Below are 18,051 nucleotides of genomic sequence, written 5' to 3'. Positions count from 1 at the left end.
TATCAGTCGTCGGCCAAGCCGGCCGGCGGAAGTCCGCATCGAGCGCGGAAGTCGGTCATCGGCTGGCGGATTCCCTGCATATCGGCTTCCACCCTCGGGTTCATGTCGAGGTACGCGTCAACCTTCGCGCGGCGCTCCTCGGGCGGGAGACCACGAAGGCCGCTGAAGAACCCGTTCACATCGGGGTGGGTGAACATGTACGCCGACAAGGAGGCCGACACGCCCGACAGAATCCCGGCCTGGTCCGCGATGGAGCAGTTCGGGGGCGGCGGCTGTGATGCGGCGAGTGCGCTGCTGCCAAGGAGCGCGGCGCCGGCGATCACGATCGCCCCCACGGATCGAACGAGAACAGACATACCTACTCCTCTTCGTGGTCGAGTCACTTCGTCACTAATTGCCGAATGCGGCGCCGCCGCCGTACTGCACGTCGTCGCGCTTGCTGCGCGGATTGAGGACGACCTGGAGGTCGTCGTCGTAGCACCACACGTCCAGCTCGCACCATGGATATTCCGTCGGTATCGGCGCCTGCACCGGGGCCGCCCCGGCCGACCCGGCCATGAGCCCAGCGGCAACAGCGCCCGCCGCCAGGATCGGTAACGCGTAGTAGGACTTCCGCATCGCTGCCTCCAACCGCCGCTCGCCCTGTTCGTCGAGGACCGGTGCTCAATCTGCCGGGACGCGCGAGGGTCGACATCCCCCGGAACGGGTGAAATCAGGCCGCTCACCTGGACAAAGCACGCTCGATCGTGGGTCCTGTGCACGCGATTGCGTCGAAAAGCGTGCACAAGGCCCACGCTCGGCAGTCGGAAAAAGTGCCCCCGGCAGGATTCGAACCTGCGACACCGGCTTTAGGAGAGCCGTGCTCTATCCCCTGAGCTACGGGGGCAGCTAGGGCAAAGACGCTGGGAGCTTACCCGGCCGAGCGGCCGGGCCCACAATGACGATCCCTCGTTATGGCAAAAGTGTCAAAACATGGCCGGTGTGGCCGGTAGCCTGCGTCCCGTGGAGCTGACACTGCAACGCATCGGCGCCTGGTCGGGCACCATCATGATCCTGCTCTACGGGGCCAGCTTCTCCGGGATCGCGCAGCTGTTCCCCCCATTGTCGCCGGCGGCGTCGGCCGACGAGATCGCCGCGTTCTTCGTCGAGCACAAGCTCTGGATCCGTTTCGGGGTGTCCGGGGCGTTGCTGTCCGCGGTGCTCGCCCTGCCGTTCCTGGCCACGATCGTCCTGCGGATCCGGCGGGTCGAGGGCGGCTGGGGCATGCTGTCGATGACCCAGTTGATGGCGGCGACCGTGTTCGTTCCCGCCCTGCTGTTCCCGCAGTTCTTCCTCGGCGTGGCCGCCTACCGCCCCGAGGAACGGTCCGCCGAACTGACCCAGGCGCTCAACGACGTGTTCTGGTTGTGGTTCATCGGCATCGTCGGGACGATCATCGTCCAGAACCTCACGCTGGCCGCGGCCGCCTTCATCGACAGAGCCGACCCGCCCACGTTCCCCCGCTGGTACGGCTACCTCAACCTGTGGGTGGCGACGCTGTCGCTGCCCGGCTGCGTGGTGGTGGTCTTCAACGACGGACCCTTGGCGTGGAACGGGGTGTTCGCCTTCTACATCCCCGGGCTGGTGCTCGTCGTGTGGTTGTTCTGCACCACCGCGGTGATGTCGACGTCGATCAAAGCCCAACAACGCGCGGAGGCGGGCGCGCTTCCCGAGGCCCAGCCGGCGTGACCGACACGGCGGCCCCGCCGCGCACCGTGCGCCGGATACCCGGTGAGAGCGGCACCTGGGTGTTCCTGTTCGGCGACATGCTGGTCTTCGGCGCGTTCTTCGTCACCTTCCTGGTCGAACGTGCCCACGCCCCAGAGGTTTTCGACACCGCACGCACGACACTGCACATCGGCGTCGGCGTGCTCAACACCCTCGTGCTGCTGACCAGTTCACTGTGTGTCGTGTTGGCGCTCAACGCCATCCGGGCCGGGAGCCGAAAAATCGCCGCCAGCGCCGTCGCCGCGGCGATGGCGCTGGGCATCGTCTTCATCGCGCTGAAGGCTTCCGAGTACGTCGCACTGGCGGACGCCGGTCACGGCCCGGGCGCCAACGACTTCTATCTCTACTACGTCATCCTGACCGGGCTGCACCTGTTCCACGTCTGCCTCGGTCTCGGTGCGCTGATCTTCGTCCTCAGCCAAACCCGGCGCACCCACTTGAGCACCACCCGAACGGCTCTGGTCGAAGGTGCGGCCTGCTTCTGGCATCTTGTCGACCTGCTCTGGATCTTCCTGTTCGCACTCCTCTACCTGGTGAGCTGATGACCGTCCTCGCCCTGCTCAGGAACCGCGCCGGTGCGACGTGGCTGTTGCTGGTCGCCGCGACGGTGCTCTCCTGGGCCGTCGGCGCCGACCATGGAACGGGGTCCCTGGTCGCGGTTCTGGTTCTTGCGATCGCCGCGGTCAAGGTCCGCCTCGTCGGGCTGGACTTCATGGAGTTGCGCCATGCGCCCATCCCGCTGCGCGCGGCCTTCGAGGCCTACTGCGCCGGCATCTGGGTGTTGCTGTCCGCGCTGTATCTGTGGCTCTAGCGAAGGAGATCGATCACCGCGCCGAACGCCTCCGCGTGGCGCATCTGCACGATCACGTAACTGATGCCGTAGACGTCGCGGTAGCCGTGGATCCGATCGGCGATCTCGGTCGTCGAACCCGACAGCACGCCGGGGTGCCGCAGCAGTTCGTCGTCGGAGAGGCCCGGCAGCGAGATCCTGGGGATCGTCAGATCCGGCTGCCCCGAGCTGTCGAGCGGCATGGCCGTGATCGCGATGTTGAGCTCGAGCGCGGCGAACCGTTCACCGGCGGCGGCGCGCACGAACCCGATCCGGTCGCCGAGGGGATCCTCGTCGCCGGTGGCGGCGCGGTCTCCGCCGGTGAATCCGACGATGTCGGCGAACCGTGCGGCGGTGCGCAGGACCCGATCTCCGTTGCCGGCGATCATGATCGGTACGTCGGGGAGGTGCTCGGCGATATGGGCGGCGGTGAGTTTCAGGTGGTCGACGCGCTCGCCGGCGGTGGGGTAGGGGATGCCCGCCGCGTCGAATTCCTCGCGCACATAGCCGGTTCCGAGCCCGAGTTCGACACGTCCGTCGCTCAGGTCATTGAGGGCCGCCACATCGCGCGCCAGCAACGCCGGGCGGTAGAACGCCGAGTTGAGCACGAAGGTGCCGACCCGCAGTGATGTGGTGGCCATCGCCACCGCGGTCATCACCGGAAACGGCGCGGGACCTCCGAGGTGGTCGGGAACGTGCAGCACATCGAAACCCAGAGCTTCGGCGCGTCGGGCGTCGTCTTCGAGTTTCGCTCTCGTGCTCACCCGGGTGACGCCGACACCGAAGCGGAATTCCTTTGCCACATCGTGATCGTAGGTCCAGGTTTGAACCGCTGGGGGCAGGGGCATATACGCATCGACTTTCCTCACCCCGATCCGGCCCGTCGTCGAAATATCCGACGGGCCGGATCAATATTTCACCGGAGCCATGACAGAGATCCCGACGCTCGGTGTCGAGGAGGAGTTCCTCCTCGTCGACCCGGAATCCGGTGCGCCGGTGGCCCTCAACCGCGAGGTCGCCGATCTGGCCGCCCGCGACGGGGTGGAGTTGCAACTGGAGCTCACCCGGTGTCAGGTCGAAACCGCCACGGGCGTCGTCGACACCACCGTCGACCTCCGCGAACAGCTGGTCCATCTGCGACGGACCGCTGCTCACGCCGCCGAGAACGCCGGCGCCCGACTGCTCGCGGTCGGCCTGCCGCCGACCCTGCCGCACGAGTTCCCGATCACCGACACCCCTCGCTACCGCGACATCGGTGAGCGCTACGGGATGATCGCGCACGAGCAGGGCATCTGCGGATGTCACGTGCACGTCGCGGTGCCCGACCGCGATACCGCGATCCGGGTCGGCAACCGGCTCCGGCCGTGGCTGCCGTTGTTGCTGGGTCTGACCGCGAACTCCGCGATCTACCGCAACGCAGACAGCGGACACGCCAGCTGGCGCTCCGTGCTGTGGGCGCGATGGCCCGGCGCCGGGCCGCCACCGCAGTTCGAATCGGCCGACGAGTACGACGCCGCGGTGCAGATGCTGTGCGACACCAACGTCATCCGCGATCAGGGCATGGTCTATTGGGATGTGCGGCCGTCGGCGACCTTTCCGACCGTCGAGGTGCGCGTCTCCGACGTGCCCGCGACGGTCGCCGAGACGGTGCTGTTCGCGGCGATCGTGCGGGGCTGCGTCATGACCGCACTCGACGACGAGGCCCGCGGCGAGGCAGTCCGCCCGCTCGCCCCGTACGTCCTCAAGGCCGCCTACTGGATGGCCGCGCGCAGCGGAATCGAGGGCGACGGCGTCGATCTCTCCGACCACGGGGCCGCGCCCATGGTCGAGCTTCTCGACCGACTCGTCGAACGCATCGGGCCCGCACTGGACGCCTCGGGCGACGGTGAGCTGGTCAGCTCCGGCCTCGCCCGCGTGGCCGAGCACGGCAACGGCGCGGCCCGGCAGCGCCGGGCATGGCGCCGACGCCACGACGTCGCCGATGTGCTCGCCGAAAGCGCCGCCGCCACGGTCGAGTTCCCCTGATCGCCGAAATTGCATTCCACGGGCGATGTCAAGCTGCTTGGAGTCGGTCGGGGTCGTTTTCGGTGGGGAGGTTGATGCCGACGACGGGGCTGGGGCTTTTGGTTCGTGGACGGTTGCGGAACCGTTCGGGGTGAGCGTCGTAGTAGGCCTGTAGGGCGGTGTCTCGTCGGTCCCAGAGCTGCGCCCACGTGCCGTCGTGGACGGAGTCTGGGGTGAACAGTTCGACGCCGCTGTGGCGGTGATGCTGGTTGTACCAGGACACGTAGGCGCTCACCCAGGCGCGGGCGGAGTCAAGATCTGTGAAGACACCGGGATAGTTCGGTCGGTACTTCATCGTGCGGAACTCCGATTCGGAGAACGGGTTGTCATTGCTGACCCGGGGCCGGTTATGGGTTTGGCCAATCTTGAGACCGGCCAGGAGGTCTTTGAGGACCGTCGAGCGCATCGCCGGCCCGGAATCGGCGTGCACGACCGCGGGGAGGCCGTGCCCGGCGAACGCGGCTTCGAACATGTCCACGGCGAGGTCGTCGCATTCCCGTTCCTCCACGCGCCAGCCCACGATCTTGCGGGAGTAGATGTCAAGGATCGAGTACGCCTTGAACGCCACACCGCGCCACGGGCTGCGCAGGTCGGTGATGTCCCAACTCCAGATCTGTTGTGGTCCTGTCGCTTTGAGTACCGGCGCCTGCCGGGGCGTCTTGCTCGTCGAGCGGGTCGGTGCGACTGGGCGCGCACTTTGGTCCTCGATCGCGGCGGCGATCCGCCACCAGGAACGCCGCGAGGCCAACATCACGCCCTCGTCCCAGCTGGCGGCGAACGCATGGTCCACCGAGCTGCCCGCCTCCCAGCCGGCGAGGATCTTGTCTCGGATCACTGCCCGGTCGGCCTCATCGATGCGCGATGGGTAAGCCCGATGCTTCTGCGGCAGCGGGTCGCTGACCGGCGGGCGCGGGTTGGTCCGGTAATGCCACGTCGAACGCGACAGATCGATCATCGCCAGCGCCTGACGTTGCGAACCGATCGCCGCGGTCAACTCGGTGACAAGTCCGTTCTCGGCGTCGATGAATCGTCGAGATCGTGGATCGTCGGGGCTGCGTCGGGCTCGTGCGCGCTCATCGTGTGCAAGAGCCCGATAGCTTTTCCCAAAGCCTCGTTGGTTGCCTCGAGCTCGCGAACTCGCTCTCGTAGCTGAGCGAGTTCGGCCTCGTCGCGGTCCTGCCTGGCTGCATCAACTTTGGCCAACGCTTTGCGCAGCGCCGGGGGAACTGTCATCTCACTACCTTCTCGCGGAATCAGGCCACGGTCGAGGTCACCGCTAAACACTGCGGCCTGCCACCGTCTGAACTGACCGCCAGAGACCCCTGAAGCAGCAAGCCACGACCCCTTCTGCCCATGAGGCACCCGCTGATACTCGACAACGAACTCACGAATCTCGGCGATACTGAACCCTGCACTGATCGACACACTCATCCCCTTCGCACTGACTCCCACTGACTCACAATGAGCGTGGCAAAGAGGGCCATCAGGGAAAAGCCGAGTAATGCCCTGCCGGAATGCAATTTCGGCGGGGGGTGACCGGGTGAGCGGTCAGATCAGCGGCAGTTCCGCGAACACCGGACTGGTCGGCTGAGCCGACCCGCCGGGCGGCTCGATGGTGAAAGCCAACGTCTTGGACCCTCCGAGGTCGGGGATCACGGCGGTGGTCGACGGAGCGACGGACTCGGAGTCCATGGTGCCTGCCGAATGCGGACCGTCGGTGTCGATGAGCCACATCTGGTAGACGGTCCCGGGCTGCGGTGGGGTCACGTTGTTCATCACCAGCACACCGGAATTGCGCTCGCGGGAGAACACCACGGTCGCTGTGCCGCCCCCGGGGATCTCTCCGGACACCGTCTGCACATCGGGCGCCGCGAAGATCTGCTCGGCCGTGGTCGGCTCGGACGCCGGACGCAGCGCATAGCCGACACCCAGCGCGCCGACGCCGATGAAGACCGCGGCGGCCGCCGACAGCGCCGCGCGCGACCAGCGCCGCGGCCGCGGCGAGGGCAATGTCCGCACCCGGTCTTCGGTGATTTGGCGCAGGATCTCGTCGCGCAGATGGGCGGGCGGTTCGACCGCTGTCGCCGAGGCGATCACGGCCATCGTCTCGCGCACTGCGCGCACCTCCGCGGCGAACGCATCGGCCACATCAGGTGGCGCGGCGTCGAGTTGGCGGTCGATCTCGGCGGCCTCGGCAGCGCTGACGGCGTGCAACGCGTACGGCGTCGCCAGGGACAACAGGTCGTTCTGTGGATCGGTCATGTGACCCCCATGCATCTCTTCAGGCCACGGATCGCATCGCGCATCCGGGACTTGATCGTCGCGAGGTTGGTCGCAAGGCGCTCGGAGACCTGGACGTACGTCAGGCCGTCGTAATAAGCGAGCTGGATGCACTCACGTTGAGTGTCGGTCAGCGCGCCCAGGCAGTCGGTCACCCGTTGACGTTCGTCGCTGAGGATCGCCGCGTCGGAGACGTGGTCCGTGGGTGTTTCGATCGTCGCCGCGCCGTAGCGGGAGTCGCGCGTGCTCGCGGCCTCCTCGGAGCGCACGCGGTCGACCGCGCGCCGGTGTGCCAGCGTCAGCAGCCAGGCCAGCGGGGACCCGGCTGACGGGTCGTAGTTCTCAGCGGTGCGCCAGACCTGCAGGTACACGTCCTGCGTCGTTTCCTCGCTGTAGCCGGGATCTCGAAGCACCCTCGTCACGAGTCCGAACACCCGGGAACGAGTCTGGTCGTAGAACGCGGCGAACGCGTCGGCATCTCGGCGGGCCACCTGGCGCAACAGTGCGTCGAGTTCGGCGGTCACGAGCAACACCCTATCGGCCACCAGCGCCGATGCCGTCATTGTGGACATCTCATCAGTGGTGTCGACGGAATCTTGCGCCGGTCGCGTGCGGGCCGGGCGTTCGGATGCGGAATCGTCGGGACCCGCCGCAGCCGCAGCAGGGCACCCTGCACGCGCATGCTCAGCATGCTCATCAGCGGGGCCACGGGGGAGAGCACCTGCATGGCCATGATCTGGCGGGCCCCCGCCGGACGACGGGCGCCGCGCCAGGTGGCGACGAACGCGGGCTGATCGTCGCGCAGCAGCGAAATCGTCACGTCGAGTTGCTCTTCGGGCTCAGGAGCACGCACCAGGTAGCAGCCGTCGACCCCGGTGAACGGCGACATGTACAGCTTCTTGTCCACGACCGCCGGACGGTCCGCAGAGGTCGGCGGCATCAGATACGCGTGGCGTTCGCCGTGGGTGTTCTGCACTTCGGCGACCACCCACCGCAACACCCCGGTCGCGTCGTGGCACCAGTACAGGGTGAGCGGGTTGAAGACATGCCCGAGCACCCGCGGCTGCAACAGCGCGGTCACCCGACCACCGTGCAGATCGATGCCCTTGCCGGCGAGAAAGGCGTCGATGCGCCCGCGCAACGTGTCGACGGGTGCGTCCCACAGATGATCGCGGGCCTCGAACCTCGCGAACGGGCGAAGCCACCCGGGCACCCGGGGCAGCGCGTCGAGATCGACGAACCAGCTGTAGCTGCGCTGTTCGAAGTAGTGGTGCACTGGCGTGCGCCGCAGGTGGGTGATCCGCGTACGGTACAGCGCGGCGCCGACGCGCGGGACGGACGCGGCCCTACGCCGCCGGGCCGGCCGGTCTTCATCCAGGTCACGCGCCGCCGGGGCGACGGCAATCGGCCGGTCGAGTGTGCGAATGGGGTTCACATATCCCTATTCGGAGCCGCACCACGGATGGATGGGTGGGTGTTGGGGACGTGCGTCTCAGCGCGGCGGCAGCGTCCAGGACCGCGCGGCGGCGGTCAGCCCCTGGACCAGAACCGAGGTGGCCGGACACAGTCCGTCGTCGCTCGGAACGGCGCTGCGCGGACTGGTCCCGCGCACCCGCGCCGAGAGTTCCAGTTGCGTGCCGCCGCCCCTGGTCCGGTTCACCGGGTTGTCGGGATGCAGGCCGCGAAGTTCCGCCGGGATAGTCGTCAGATCGGTGAGCGCCCGGTAGCCGGGAATCTCCAGATGAGTCGCCACATGCTCGGCCAGGGCGCGGTTGCGTCCGCCGGCGAGCAACTGGGTGCTGCGGCCGATGCGACCGTAGCCGTGCAGCGACACCGCGACGTCGACGTGGTCGAGGAACTCGGCGAGCCGTGGTGAATGTGCCGGGTCGTATCGCGCCGACGACAGATGGTACGGGTACTGGTCGGGGTGGCGCACCACGTATACCGAGGCCCCGGCGGCGTCGGCGGCGCGTTCGGCGATGACGTCGGTCATCCGCTCGAGTCCACCGCCGTGGATCGCCAGGAACCCGAAGCGGGATCTCAGCACCGACTCCTCGGTCACGGCCGGGTCCGCGAGAAGTTCCGAGAGTGTCTGTGGTCCCGAGGCATGCCGGTCCTCGCGACGTTGCGGCCAGTTCGCCGGATCCCAGCGTTCGAGGAACTGGATCCACCGTCGTGGCAGCCCGTGATGATGGGCGCCGTCGAGGATGCGTTCCAGGTAACCCGGCCGCGGCGGACCAGGCTCCACCCGGTGGTCGATGTACACCCACGCCGGTGACGGACCGGCGGCGGTGAGCACCGTCATCTCATCCCGGCGGTAGCGGACCGGGACGCCCTCGGCGCTGTCGAGGGTGGCGAGATCGCGGTCGGACACCTGCCACACGACCCCGTGCACCTCGCTGCCCGTGAACGGCTCGATGGTGGCCACGCCGCGCTCGTTGATGAGCCAGTCGTGGTCGGCCAGAGTCGCCGGCCGGGGATCGGTGGCGTCCGGGCAGCGTCGGGCCATCTGCCGCGCACAGAGGTTCGATCCGTACGCAAAGTAGTTGTGCCGAACGTCCCCGGCCGTGTCGCGGTCCGTGACCTGGGCAGACAAAAACTCTCCTCACCTCGGTCGGCTGCATGCCGGCGGCGGTCGCAAACACTCAATTTTAGGCGGATTTCCCATGAGTTGCCGAATTTGCTAGAAATGCAAGGATTGACGAATTACTCGGGATAACCCAGGGGGAATGAGTGTCGTCCGCAGTCGCCGGATCGCTTGTCGTGGCCGCAGTGGTCGTGGCGTTCTTCAACGCTGCGGTCGTCGCCGTGGGGTGGGCCAACAAGCGCAGGCAACCCAGGCCCGACGACCGTCCGTACCTCGTCCGCACACACGGGCCCGCCACCTACGCCACGCTCGCCTGCATCATGGCCTTCGTCGGGGCTGTCGTGGTCGCGGGCGCTTTCGAGTAGGACTTCCTCAGCCCCAGATCGTCAGGTAGATCAGCACCACGTTCAGGACCGTGATCAGGCCCGCGACGATCCAGCCGAGAGCCGTCGTGACGCGATGGTTCACGTCGGCGCCCATCAAGGCCCGATCGGCCGTGAGCCGCACCAGTGGAATCAGTGCGAACGGGATGCCGAACGACAGCACGACCTGTGACAGCACCAGTGCGCGACTGGGGTCGACACCCACCGCCAGGATCACCAGCGCGGGGATCAGCGTGATGAGCCGACGGGCGAGCAGTGGGACCGACCGTCGAAGCAGGCCCTGCATGATCATCGCGCCGGCGTAGGCGCCGACCGAGGACGACGCCAGACCCGATGCGAGCAGGCCGATCGCGAAGAGCAGCGCGACGGTGCTGCCGAGTGTGCTCTGCACCGCGGCGTGGGCGCCCTCAATGGAATCGGTGTTCTCGATGCCCTGCAGGTTGGTCGCCGCGACAAGGAGCATCGACAGGTTGACGGCTCCGGCGACCAGCATCGCGATGCCGACATCCCAGCGGGTGATGCGCAGCAGTGCGCGCCGGGGTTCGCCGGGCCCGGGGTGGCCGTGCCGGTCGCGGGCCAGGCCGGAGTGCAGATAGACCGCGTGAGGCATCACCGTCGCGCCGAGCATCGCAGCGGCCAGCAGCACGCTCTCCGCGCCGTCGAAACGCGGTATCAGTCCCTCGGCCGCGGCGCCCACCGGAGGGGAGGCCGCGAACAGGCTGGTGAGAAATCCGATCGCGATGACCATCAGCAGGCCGGTGATGACCCGTTCGAAGACCCTTTGCCCGCGAACATCCTTGACGATCAACAGGATCAGCGAGACAGCGCCGGTGATCATCCCGCCGACGAGCAGGGGTAGATCGAACAACAGGTACAGCGCGATCGCCCCGCCCACGACTTCGGCGAGATCGGTTGCCATCGCGACCAATTCGGCCTGCACCCAGTAGGCGAGCCGGGTCTTGCGACTCATCCGGCCGCCGACCGCCTCGGGGAGCGAGCACCCCGTCACCAGGCCGAGCTTCGCCGACAGATACTGCACGAGGCAGGCCATCAGGTTCGCGGCGACGATCACCCAGACGAGGAGAAACCCGAACTGCGCGCCGGCGCTGACGTTGGCTGCGACGTTGCCGGGATCGACGTAGGCGATCGCGGCGACGAACGCCGGTCCGAGCAGCAGCCAACGCCTCGTCTGTGGTCGGACGTCCTGGGTCACGACACCCCTCTTCTATCCGGAACGGCGAATAGAAAAGTTAGGCTAGCCGAAACCTTTGGCGGGGACCATCGCGGGGTGGGCTACCAGGGGCCGACTCCGACGCCGTAGGCGCCGACCAGCGGCCAGTAACCGATTCCGGTCCAGCCGCCGTAATTCCACGGGGGCGGAGTGCTGATGATCTGGGTGCTGCCGTTGGTCTGACAGAACGTCACCGTCTTGCCGACATTCGAGCAGTCCGGCGCCGCGGCGGCGAGGGGAGCCGCGGCGACCGCCAGGAATCCGAGGCTCGCGGCGAGCCCGAGGAGTAGACGCGAGGCGGTCGTCATGTCCGATCGTCCGATCAGAAGATGTAGGGGCCGTAGCGTTCCCACCGGAAGAAGCCGCCGCCGTACCACGGCTGCGCGTACACCCCGGGGGTGGAGCTGATCTGAGCGTGACCGGGCGACTGGCACACCTCGGTCCGGCCCCCGGCGCCTGCTGATGTCGTGGAGCAGTTCGGCTGCGCGAGCGCGGCCGGCGCGGCGGCGATCGCCGCGGCGGCGCCGCCGGCGACGAGGAGGGCGGCGAGGGTGCTCAGGCGAGCCTTCATTTCAGGTTCCTTCCAGCGAGTTTCAAGGGTTAGCGTACAGACCTTTGCCCGTTATGGGAGGTAACTCTCGTGCAGTCACGATTCCGGGTGACGAATCGACAACGGCGGGAATGGCATTGACCACGCGAGCGGCGGTCGCGACCAGACCGGCGTGGTTGTGGTCGCCGTTCGGGCTGCTCAGGCACAGGTCCAGCGCATAGGACGGTTCGCCGGTGATCTCGATCCGGTAGGAGCCGCCGTGCTGGGCCGGCTGCGGCCAGTCCGGGCAGAGATCGTCGCGCAGTCTGGTCACGTGCTCCAGGACGACGGCGACGTTGCCGTCCTTCATCCCGCGCACCTCGAAACGGATTGCTGCAGTGGTGCCTTCCTCGATCCGGCCGGCGGCGATGTCGAACGATTCGGGCGCGGGAACCCGCACGTGGGTCTCGGTGACCTCGTCGAGTTCGATGTCGAGTCCGGCCGCGAGCTGGCGGACCACCGAACCCCAGGCGAGGCTGAGCACACCCGGCTGCAGCAGCATCGGGGTCTCGTCGAGCGAGCCCCCGAATCCCATCACGTCGAACATGACGGCCGCGCTGTCGTAGGTGTCGTAGTTGATGATCTCCATGCAGCGGATCTGCTGGATGTTCTGGCAGGTTCCGGCGAGTGCCATCGGAAGCAGGTCGTTGGCGAACCCGGGGTCGATGCCATTGACGAACAGGGTCGAAGATCCCTCGCGGGCGGCGTCTTCGATCGGCGCGATCATCTCATCGGGCAGCACCTGCCATGGATGCTGGAGGAACACCGCACTGCTGCCGACGACGTTGACCCCCGCGGCCAGGATGCGACGGTAGTCCTCGAGCGCCTCGGGGAGACGGTTGTCGGCCAGAGCGGTGTACACGACACACTCCGGTTGCGTGGACAGAACCTCGTCGAGGTCGGCCGTCGCACGGATACCGGTCGAATCCTGCAGTCCCGCAAGCTCTGCGGCGTCCTTGCCGGCTTTGGACTCCGACGACACCCACACCGCGGTGAGTTCGAACCGGGGGTCGGAGATCACCTGCGCCAGCGCGTGCCTGCCGACGTTTCCGGTGCCGACAGCGGCGACTCTGATTGCCATGACGGGACTCCTCACAGATCGGGGATGGGAAGTTCGAGGTTCGGGAAGTTGATGCCGCCGTCGACCTCGAGGGTCTTACCGGTCAGGTACGCGCCAGCGGGCGAGGCGAGATACACAGCGGCAGCGGCGATGTCGAGCGGGTCGCCGAGGCGCTTCATCGGCGTCGCCTTCTCCATCGGGTCGCGCAGGTCGTCGTTGCTCGCGACGATCTCCAGCGCGGAGGTCAGGATGGACCCGGGCGCGATCGCGTTGACGCGGATGCGGGGTGCGAGGTCGAGCGCCGACAGTCGCGTGTAATGCGCCAGCGCGGCCTTCGCGGTGCCGTAGGCGGCGAAACCGCGCCCCGCGACGCGGCCCATCGTCGAGGTGATGTTGATGATGCTGCCGCCGCCGGAGTGCTCGAGCATCAACGGCACCGCGGCCGTCGTCAACGCGTGTGCCGTCGCCACGTTGAAGGTGAACGCGTCGCGCATATCCTTTGTCGAGGTGTTCAACAACGCGTTGGGCATGGTGCCGCCGACGTTGTTGACGACGATGTCTAGCCTGCCGAATGCGTCCACCGCCTGTGCGGCCAGAGCCGCGGTGTCCTCGGGACGGGCGAGGTCGGCGACGACGATGTGCGCACGCCGCCCGGTGCCGGCGATCTGCTCGGCAACCTCTTCCAGCTGTGATTGCGTGCGTGCGGAAATCAGCACGTCAGCGCCCGCTTCAGCGAACGCGAGGGCCATCGCGGCGCCGAGACCGCGGCCGGCCCCGGTCACCACCGCCACCTGATCGTCGAGCCGGAACCGGTCCAGAATCACACGTGTCTCCAATCGCCGTCGGTGGCCGCCGCGCGTCACGCTAGCAAGCGGAATCCAGCGGCGTGAGCACTTTCTGTAACACGTTCTAATTTCCCATCTCGCCGAAATTGCATTTCAGCAGGCAGAGATCGAGTGGACGCCTGCGGGAACGCAATCTCGGCGCAGAACGCGGAGGGACTAACCCTTCTTGGCCGCGGCCTTCTTCGCGGGAGCCTTCTTGGCGGCCTTCTTCGCCGGAGCTTTCTTCGCGGCCGACTTCTTGGCCGGGACCTTCTTCGCGGGCTTGTCGTCCTTCTCGTCGGAGTCGTCCGAGTCGTCCGAGTCGTCCGAGTCGTCCGAGTCGTCGGAATCGGAGGACTTGCCCGAGCTCTGTGCCTTGCGCGCTTTCACGCTCGCCTCGAGCTTGGCCAGCAGGTCGGAGACGTCCTCGGACTCGTCGAGCTCCTGCGGTTGCTCCTCGGTGGTAAACGCCTCGCCGCCTTCGAGTTTCGTCTGGACGAGTTCGCGCAGCTGCTCCTGGTAGTCGTCGTGGTAGCGATCGGGGTTGAAGTCGTCGGTCATCGAGTCCACGACCTGGCTCGCCATCTTCAGCTCGGCGGGCTTGACGTCGACGTCCTTGTCGAGCACCGGGAAGTCGGGGTCACGGATCTCGTCGGGCCACAGCAGTGTGTGGATCACCATCACATCGCGCTTGCTGAAGTCCTTGACGCGGAGCGCGGCGAGGCGGGTCTTGTTGCGCAGCGCGAAGTTCACGATCGCGACCCGGTCGGTTTCCGCCAGCGTCTTGGCCAGCAGCACATAGGATTTCGTTGATTTGCCCTCGGGCTCCAGGAAATACGACCGGTCGTACATCAGCGGGTCGAGGTCGGCGGCCGGGACGAACTCGAGGACCTCGATCTCGCGACTGCGCTCCTCGGGCAGTGTGGAGATGTCGTCGTCGGTGATGATCACGGTCTGGCCGTCGTCGGATTCGTAGGCCTTGGCGATGTCGCGGTACTCGACCACCTCGCCGCACACCTCGCAGACCCGCTTGTAGCGGATGCGGCCGTTGTCCTTCTCGTGGACCTGGTGGAACTTGATGTCATGGTCCTCGGTGGCGCTGTACACCTTGACCGGGACGTTGACCAGCCCGAACGCGATGGAACCCTTCCAGATGGACCGCATCAGCTCAGTATGTCCGATGCGGGTGCGGTATCGCGTTCGACACGATCGGGCAGGGCGGCGCCCGATTTGGCGACGGTGAGCGCCGAGGTCAGGGTCGCCGCGCGGACGGCGGTGGTCAGCGCGTCGACGTCGATCCGGGCCAGGCGGTGTCGGCGGTCGGCGCCGAGCAGATCCGCCGACCAGAGCGCGTCGATGAGTCCGGTCATGAACGCGTCGCCCGCCCCGACGGTGTCCACCACGTGCACATTGCCCGCAGGTACCCGCACCGATCCGGCGGCACACATCGCCAGCGCGCCGTCCGCGCCGAACGTGACGACGACGATTGCGGGGCCCAGAGCCAGCCATGCCGCCGCGACCTGTTCGGGCGTGCGGGTCGGGTCGATCCAGTGCAGGTCCTCGTGGCTGGCCTTGACGACGTCGGCTTGCTCCAGCAGTCGGTCGATGCGTGACCGGGCGGCATCGGCGTCGGTGATCAGCGCCGCCCGGATGTTCGGATCGAACGTGAACGTCGCCGACAGGTGATACGCGTCGATCAGGGCTTTGGTGGCCAGACATCCGGGTTCGTGTACTGCGGCGATCGACCCGGTGTGCACGACCAGTGGCGGTGCGACTTCCGGTGTTCCGGTGAGCGCCCACTCGATGTTGAATGAATAGCTCGCCGAGCCGGCGGCGTCGAGCTTTGCGCGGGCGGTGGCGGTGCGCGGGGCCGCGGTGCTTCCCGGAACCAGGTGCACCCCTGAGGATTCGACGTACTCGGCGATGCGCCTCCCGCGGTCGTCCGTGCCGATGTGGGTCAGGAAGTCGACGTCGCGCCCCAGTCGGGCGAGGCCGACGGCGACGTTGAGGGGGCTGCCGCCGACATGTTCGGTGACCTCGTCGCCGCGTTCGACGATGTCGATGAGCGCTTCACCGATGACAAGTGCCCGCACGGTTTCGACGCTACCGCGCCGACAGTGGGTAATACCGTGTTGTGGTGGACCGTTATGACCGGGTGAAGCTGACCAACCCGGACAAGGTGCTGTATCCGGCCAGCGGCACCACCAAAGCGCAGGTCTTCGAGTACTACGTGAATGTCGCCGAGGGCATGCTGCCACACATCGCCGGACGTGCCGTGACACGTAAGCGGTGGCCGAACGGCGTCGAGGAGTCGTCGTTCTTCGAGAAGCAGCTCGCGTCGTCGGCGCCGGACTGGCTGGACCGCGGCACCATCGCGCACAAGTCCGGCACCACCACCTATCCGGTCATCGACACCGTCGAGGGGCTGGCCTGGATCGCGCAGCAGGCGGCGCTGGAGGTGCACGTTCCGCAGTGGCGGTTCACCCGGGGCGGGCAGAGTGGGGCGGCTGACGGCGGGGACGGAAAGCCGGGGCCGGCGACGCGGATCGTGTTCGACCTCGACCCCGGCGAGGGTGTCACGTTCCGTCAGCTCTGCGAGGTCGCCCACGAGGTGCGCGAGCTCATCACCGACATCGGGCTCACGACGTTCCCGCTGACCAGCGGAAGCAAGGGCCTTCATCTGTACGTCCCGCTGGAGGACCCGATCAGTTCCCGCGGGGCGTCGGTGCTCGCCAAGCGCGTGGCGCAACAGCTCGAGCAGAGCATGCCCAAGCGGGTCACCGCGACGATGACCAAGAGCCTGCGCGACGGCAAGGTGTTTTTGGACTGGAGTCAGAACAACGGCAACAAGACCACGATCGCGCCGTACTCGCTTCGTGGACGGGAACGTCCGACGGTCGCCGCTCCCCGGACGTGGGATGAGATCGAGGACCCGGACCTGCGTCACCTGACCTTCGACGAGGTGCTCGACCGGTTGGAGCGCGACGGTGACCTGCTCGCCGACCTCGACCCGCCATTGCCGGCCACCGACAAGCTCACCCGTTACCGCAGCATGCGAGACCGCACGAAGACGCCGGAGCCGGTGCCCGCTGAGCCGCCCGAGACCGGCGCGAACGACAAGTTCGTGATCCAGGAGCACCATGCGCGGCGGTTGCACTACGACTTCCGGCTGGAGCGTGACGGTGTCCTGGTGAGTTGGGCGGTACCGAAGAACCTTCCCGACACCCCGTCGGTCAATCACCTTGCGGTGCACACCGAAGACCATCCGATGGACTACATCGACTTCGCCGGCGAGATCCCGAAAGGGGAGTACGGCGGCGGCGAGGTCCACATCTGGGATACCGGCACGTACGAGACGGAGAAGTTCCGCGACAACCCGCCCGATGGACCGGCCAAGGGCGGCGAGGTGATCGTCACGCTGCACGGTCAGAAGATCGAGGGCCGGTACGCGTTGATCCAGACCGACGGCAAGAACTGGCTCGCGCACCGGATGAAGGACCAGCAGAAGCCGACCGCGGCCGACCTGGCGCCGATGCTGACCACCGAGGGATCGGTGGAGCGACTCACCAGGGGCCAATGGGCGTTCGAGGGGAAATGGGACGGCTATCGGCTCCTGGTCGACGCCGACCACGGCAAGCTGACGCTGCGGTCTCGGCGGGGCCGTGACGTCACCGCCGAATACCCGCAGTTGAAGGCGCTCGCCGCCGACCTGGCCGACCATCACGTGATTCTCGACGGGGAGGCGGTGGCGCTCGACGAGGACGGGGTTCCGAGTTTCGGTGAGATGCAGAACCGGGCCCGGTCGACGCGGGTCGAGTTCTGGGCGTTCGACATCCTGTTCCTCGACGGCCGGTTGCTGACCAAGGCCACGTATACCGATCGGCGAAAGCTGTTGGAGGCGTTGGCCGAAGGCGGAGGATTGATCGTTCCACCCGCCCTTGAGGGGGACGGGCCCGAGGCGCTGGAGTACGCCAGATCTCAGCGGTGGGAGGGCGTGATCGCCAAAAAACGGGACTCCACGTATCAGCCGGGCCGGCGGTCCTCGGCCTGGATCAAGGACAAGATCTGGAACACCCAGGAAGTGGTGATCGGCGGGTGGCGCCAGGGTGAAGGTGGGCGCACGAGCGGGATCGGGGCGCTCGTGCTCGGAGTGCCCGACGACGACGGACTGCACTTCGTCGGACGTGTCGGCACCGGGTTCACCGACAAGCAGCTGGCGTCGTTGAAGAAGACTCTGGAGCCGCTGCGCACCGACGAATCACCCTTCGCGGCAGAGCTTCCCAAGCAGGACGCCAAGGGGGTGACGTTCGTGCGGCCGGAACTGGTGGGGGAGGTGCGCTACAGCGAGCGCACGTCCGACGGCCGTCTGCGGCAGGCGAGCTGGCGCGGTCTGCGCGACGACAAGGTTCCCGAGGATGTTCGGTGGGAGGGGTAGCC

The 18,051-nt window shown here is 67.2% G+C and carries 22 protein-coding genes and 1 tRNA gene; 6 read left to right on the top strand and 17 right to left on the bottom strand.

Annotation, left to right across the window (positions count from 1 at the left end):
• Window positions 1–2: 2 nt before the first annotated feature.
• From DYE23_RS22890 to DYE23_RS22880, 3 genes are all read right to left on the bottom strand, one after another.
• Window positions 3–356, bottom strand: coding sequence for a heme-binding protein (locus DYE23_RS22890; protein WP_115328264.1), 354 nt, complete (start codon window positions 354–356; stop codon window positions 3–5).
• A gap of 34 nt (window positions 357–390) precedes the next feature.
• Window positions 391–618 carry a hypothetical protein gene (locus tag DYE23_RS22885; RefSeq protein WP_115328263.1) on the bottom strand — a complete coding sequence of 76 codons (228 nt, stop codon included), beginning with the start codon at window positions 616–618 and terminating at the stop codon, window positions 391–393.
• Window positions 619–813: 195 nt separating this feature from the next.
• Window positions 814–886: transfer RNA gene (locus DYE23_RS22880), tRNA-Arg, on the bottom strand.
• Between the two features lie 161 nt (window positions 887–1,047).
• Here DYE23_RS22880 and DYE23_RS22875 point away from each other — a divergent pair.
• From DYE23_RS22875 to DYE23_RS22865, 3 genes are read left to right on the top strand one after another with little or no spacing between them, the layout of a single operon-like run.
• Complete coding sequence (locus DYE23_RS22875) at window positions 1,048–1,728, top strand: hypothetical protein (protein ID WP_372516197.1); 681 nt, start codon at window positions 1,048–1,050, stop codon at window positions 1,726–1,728.
• Window positions 1,725–2,309, top strand: a complete 585-nt coding sequence (locus DYE23_RS22870) for a cytochrome c oxidase subunit 3 (protein WP_115328261.1) — start codon at window positions 1,725–1,727, stop codon at window positions 2,307–2,309. Before DYE23_RS22875 ends, DYE23_RS22870 begins: the two co-directional genes overlap by 4 nt.
• Window positions 2,309–2,578 carry a cytochrome C oxidase subunit IV family protein gene (locus DYE23_RS22865; RefSeq protein WP_011892705.1) on the top strand — a complete coding sequence of 90 codons (270 nt, stop codon included), beginning with the start codon at window positions 2,309–2,311 and terminating at the stop codon, window positions 2,576–2,578. The genes DYE23_RS22870 and DYE23_RS22865 overlap by 1 nt, the downstream gene beginning before the upstream one ends.
• Here the strand turns inward: DYE23_RS22865 and DYE23_RS22860 are convergent.
• Window positions 2,575–3,399 (bottom strand): TIGR03621 family F420-dependent LLM class oxidoreductase, encoded by an 825-nt coding sequence (locus DYE23_RS22860; protein WP_013470910.1) that lies wholly within the window; start codon window positions 3,397–3,399, stop codon window positions 2,575–2,577. The two genes, DYE23_RS22865 and DYE23_RS22860, sit on opposite strands and share 4 nt — an antisense overlap.
• A gap of 124 nt (window positions 3,400–3,523) precedes the next feature.
• Here DYE23_RS22860 and DYE23_RS22855 point away from each other — a divergent pair, with 124 nt between their 5' ends.
• The gene (locus DYE23_RS22855) at window positions 3,524–4,621 is read left to right on the top strand and encodes a glutamate--cysteine ligase 2 (protein WP_115328260.1); all 1,098 of its coding nucleotides are present in this window, start codon (window positions 3,524–3,526) and stop codon (window positions 4,619–4,621) included.
• A gap of 28 nt (window positions 4,622–4,649) precedes the next feature.
• Here DYE23_RS22855 and DYE23_RS22850 read toward each other — a convergent pair whose 3' ends face one another.
• The 6 genes from DYE23_RS22850 to DYE23_RS22825 form a co-directional block, all read right to left on the bottom strand.
• A complete protein-coding gene (locus DYE23_RS22850) occupies window positions 4,650–5,654 on the bottom strand; it encodes an IS3 family transposase (RefSeq protein WP_011891385.1) in 1,005 nt (334 codons plus the stop codon).
• On the bottom strand, window positions 5,651–5,893 hold the full coding sequence (locus tag DYE23_RS31520; protein ID WP_235660295.1) for a hypothetical protein: 243 nt from the start codon (window positions 5,891–5,893) through the stop codon (window positions 5,651–5,653). Before DYE23_RS31520 ends, DYE23_RS22850 begins: the two co-directional genes overlap by 4 nt.
• A gap of 315 nt (window positions 5,894–6,208) precedes the next feature.
• Window positions 6,209–6,922 carry an anti-sigma factor gene (locus DYE23_RS22840; protein WP_115328259.1) on the bottom strand — a complete coding sequence of 238 codons (714 nt, stop codon included), beginning with the start codon at window positions 6,920–6,922 and terminating at the stop codon, window positions 6,209–6,211.
• Complete coding sequence (locus tag DYE23_RS22835; protein ID WP_115328258.1) at window positions 6,919–7,503, bottom strand: sigma-70 family RNA polymerase sigma factor; 585 nt, start codon at window positions 7,501–7,503, stop codon at window positions 6,919–6,921. Before DYE23_RS22835 ends, DYE23_RS22840 begins: the two co-directional genes overlap by 4 nt.
• Window positions 7,500–8,318 carry a DUF1365 domain-containing protein gene (locus DYE23_RS22830; protein WP_235660617.1) on the bottom strand — a complete coding sequence of 273 codons (819 nt, stop codon included), beginning with the start codon at window positions 8,316–8,318 and terminating at the stop codon, window positions 7,500–7,502. The genes DYE23_RS22835 and DYE23_RS22830 overlap by 4 nt, the downstream gene beginning before the upstream one ends.
• Before the next feature lie 114 nt (window positions 8,319–8,432).
• Window positions 8,433–9,536: a poly-gamma-glutamate hydrolase family protein gene (locus DYE23_RS22825; protein WP_115328256.1), complete on the bottom strand. Its 1,104-nt coding sequence runs from the start codon at window positions 9,534–9,536 to the stop codon at window positions 8,433–8,435.
• Window positions 9,537–9,673: 137 nt separating this feature from the next.
• Here DYE23_RS22825 and DYE23_RS22820 point away from each other — a divergent pair, with 137 nt between their 5' ends.
• Window positions 9,674–9,892 carry a hypothetical protein gene (locus DYE23_RS22820; protein ID WP_115328255.1) on the top strand — a complete coding sequence of 73 codons (219 nt, stop codon included), beginning with the start codon at window positions 9,674–9,676 and terminating at the stop codon, window positions 9,890–9,892.
• A gap of 7 nt (window positions 9,893–9,899) precedes the next feature.
• Here DYE23_RS22820 and DYE23_RS22815 read toward each other — a convergent pair whose 3' ends face one another.
• From DYE23_RS22815 to DYE23_RS22785, 7 genes are all read right to left on the bottom strand, one after another.
• Window positions 9,900–11,123, bottom strand: coding sequence for an Nramp family divalent metal transporter (locus tag DYE23_RS22815; RefSeq protein WP_115328254.1), 1,224 nt, complete (start codon window positions 11,121–11,123; stop codon window positions 9,900–9,902).
• An 80-nt stretch (window positions 11,124–11,203) separates the two neighbouring features.
• A complete protein-coding gene (locus tag DYE23_RS22810) occupies window positions 11,204–11,449 on the bottom strand; it encodes a hypothetical protein (RefSeq protein WP_115328253.1) in 246 nt (81 codons plus the stop codon).
• Window positions 11,450–11,463: 14 nt separating this feature from the next.
• Window positions 11,464–11,712 (bottom strand): hypothetical protein, encoded by a 249-nt coding sequence (locus DYE23_RS22805; RefSeq protein WP_115328252.1) that lies wholly within the window; start codon window positions 11,710–11,712, stop codon window positions 11,464–11,466.
• A 22-nt stretch (window positions 11,713–11,734) separates the two neighbouring features.
• On the bottom strand, window positions 11,735–12,811 hold the full coding sequence (locus tag DYE23_RS22800; protein ID WP_115328251.1) for an NAD(P)H-dependent amine dehydrogenase family protein: 1,077 nt from the start codon (window positions 12,809–12,811) through the stop codon (window positions 11,735–11,737).
• 11 nt (window positions 12,812–12,822) lie between these two features.
• The gene (locus tag DYE23_RS22795) at window positions 12,823–13,614 is read right to left on the bottom strand and encodes an SDR family oxidoreductase (protein WP_115328250.1); all 792 of its coding nucleotides are present in this window, start codon (window positions 13,612–13,614) and stop codon (window positions 12,823–12,825) included.
• 177 nt (window positions 13,615–13,791) lie between these two features.
• On the bottom strand, window positions 13,792–14,778 hold the full coding sequence (gene ku / locus DYE23_RS22790) for a non-homologous end joining protein Ku (RefSeq protein ID WP_115328249.1): 987 nt from the start codon (window positions 14,776–14,778) through the stop codon (window positions 13,792–13,794).
• The gene (locus tag DYE23_RS22785; protein WP_115328248.1) at window positions 14,778–15,707 is read right to left on the bottom strand and encodes a carbohydrate kinase family protein; all 930 of its coding nucleotides are present in this window, start codon (window positions 15,705–15,707) and stop codon (window positions 14,778–14,780) included. The genes ku and DYE23_RS22785 overlap by 1 nt, the downstream gene beginning before the upstream one ends.
• A 41-nt stretch (window positions 15,708–15,748) precedes the next feature.
• On the opposite strand from DYE23_RS22785, the gene DYE23_RS22780 reads away from it, so the two are divergent.
• Window positions 15,749–18,049 (top strand): ATP-dependent DNA ligase, encoded by a 2,301-nt coding sequence (locus DYE23_RS22780; protein WP_011892719.1) that lies wholly within the window; start codon window positions 15,749–15,751, stop codon window positions 18,047–18,049.
• Window positions 18,050–18,051 lie beyond the last annotated feature (2 nt).

The sequence above is a fragment of the Mycolicibacterium gilvum genome (assembly GCF_900454025.1).
Classification (GTDB): Bacteria; Actinomycetota; Actinomycetes; order Mycobacteriales; family Mycobacteriaceae; genus Mycobacterium; species Mycobacterium gilvum.
This window is presented reverse-complemented; position numbering and strand designations above follow the sequence as displayed.

Bases quoted from the DNA above. Each gene is read 5' to 3' on its own strand.
- DYE23_RS22890 (WP_115328264.1), bottom strand. From the start codon at position 356: ATGTCTGTTCTCGTTCGATCCGTGGGGGCGATCGTGATCGCCGGCGCC.
- DYE23_RS22885 (WP_115328263.1), bottom strand. From the start codon at position 618: ATGCGGAAGTCCTACTACGCGTTACCGATCCTGGCGGCGGGCGCTGTT.
- DYE23_RS22875 (WP_372516197.1), top strand. From the start codon at position 1,048: ATGATCCTGCTCTACGGGGCCAGCTTCTCCGGGATCGCGCAGCTGTTC.
- DYE23_RS22865 (WP_011892705.1), top strand. From the start codon at position 2,309: ATGACCGTCCTCGCCCTGCTCAGGAACCGCGCCGGTGCGACGTGGCTG.
- DYE23_RS22855 (WP_115328260.1), top strand. From the start codon at position 3,524: ATGACAGAGATCCCGACGCTCGGTGTCGAGGAGGAGTTCCTCCTCGTC.
- DYE23_RS31520 (WP_235660295.1), bottom strand. From the start codon at position 5,893: ATGACAGTTCCCCCGGCGCTGCGCAAAGCGTTGGCCAAAGTTGATGCA.
- DYE23_RS22840 (WP_115328259.1), bottom strand. From the start codon at position 6,922: ATGACCGATCCACAGAACGACCTGTTGTCCCTGGCGACGCCGTACGCG.
- DYE23_RS22835 (WP_115328258.1), bottom strand. From the start codon at position 7,503: ATGACGGCATCGGCGCTGGTGGCCGATAGGGTGTTGCTCGTGACCGCC.
- DYE23_RS22810 (WP_115328253.1), bottom strand. From the start codon at position 11,449: ATGACGACCGCCTCGCGTCTACTCCTCGGGCTCGCCGCGAGCCTCGGA.
- DYE23_RS22805 (WP_115328252.1), bottom strand. From the start codon at position 11,712: ATGAAGGCTCGCCTGAGCACCCTCGCCGCCCTCCTCGTCGCCGGCGGC.
- DYE23_RS22800 (WP_115328251.1), bottom strand. From the start codon at position 12,811: ATGGCAATCAGAGTCGCCGCTGTCGGCACCGGAAACGTCGGCAGGCAC.
- ku (WP_115328249.1), bottom strand. From the start codon at position 14,778: ATGCGGTCCATCTGGAAGGGTTCCATCGCGTTCGGGCTGGTCAACGTC.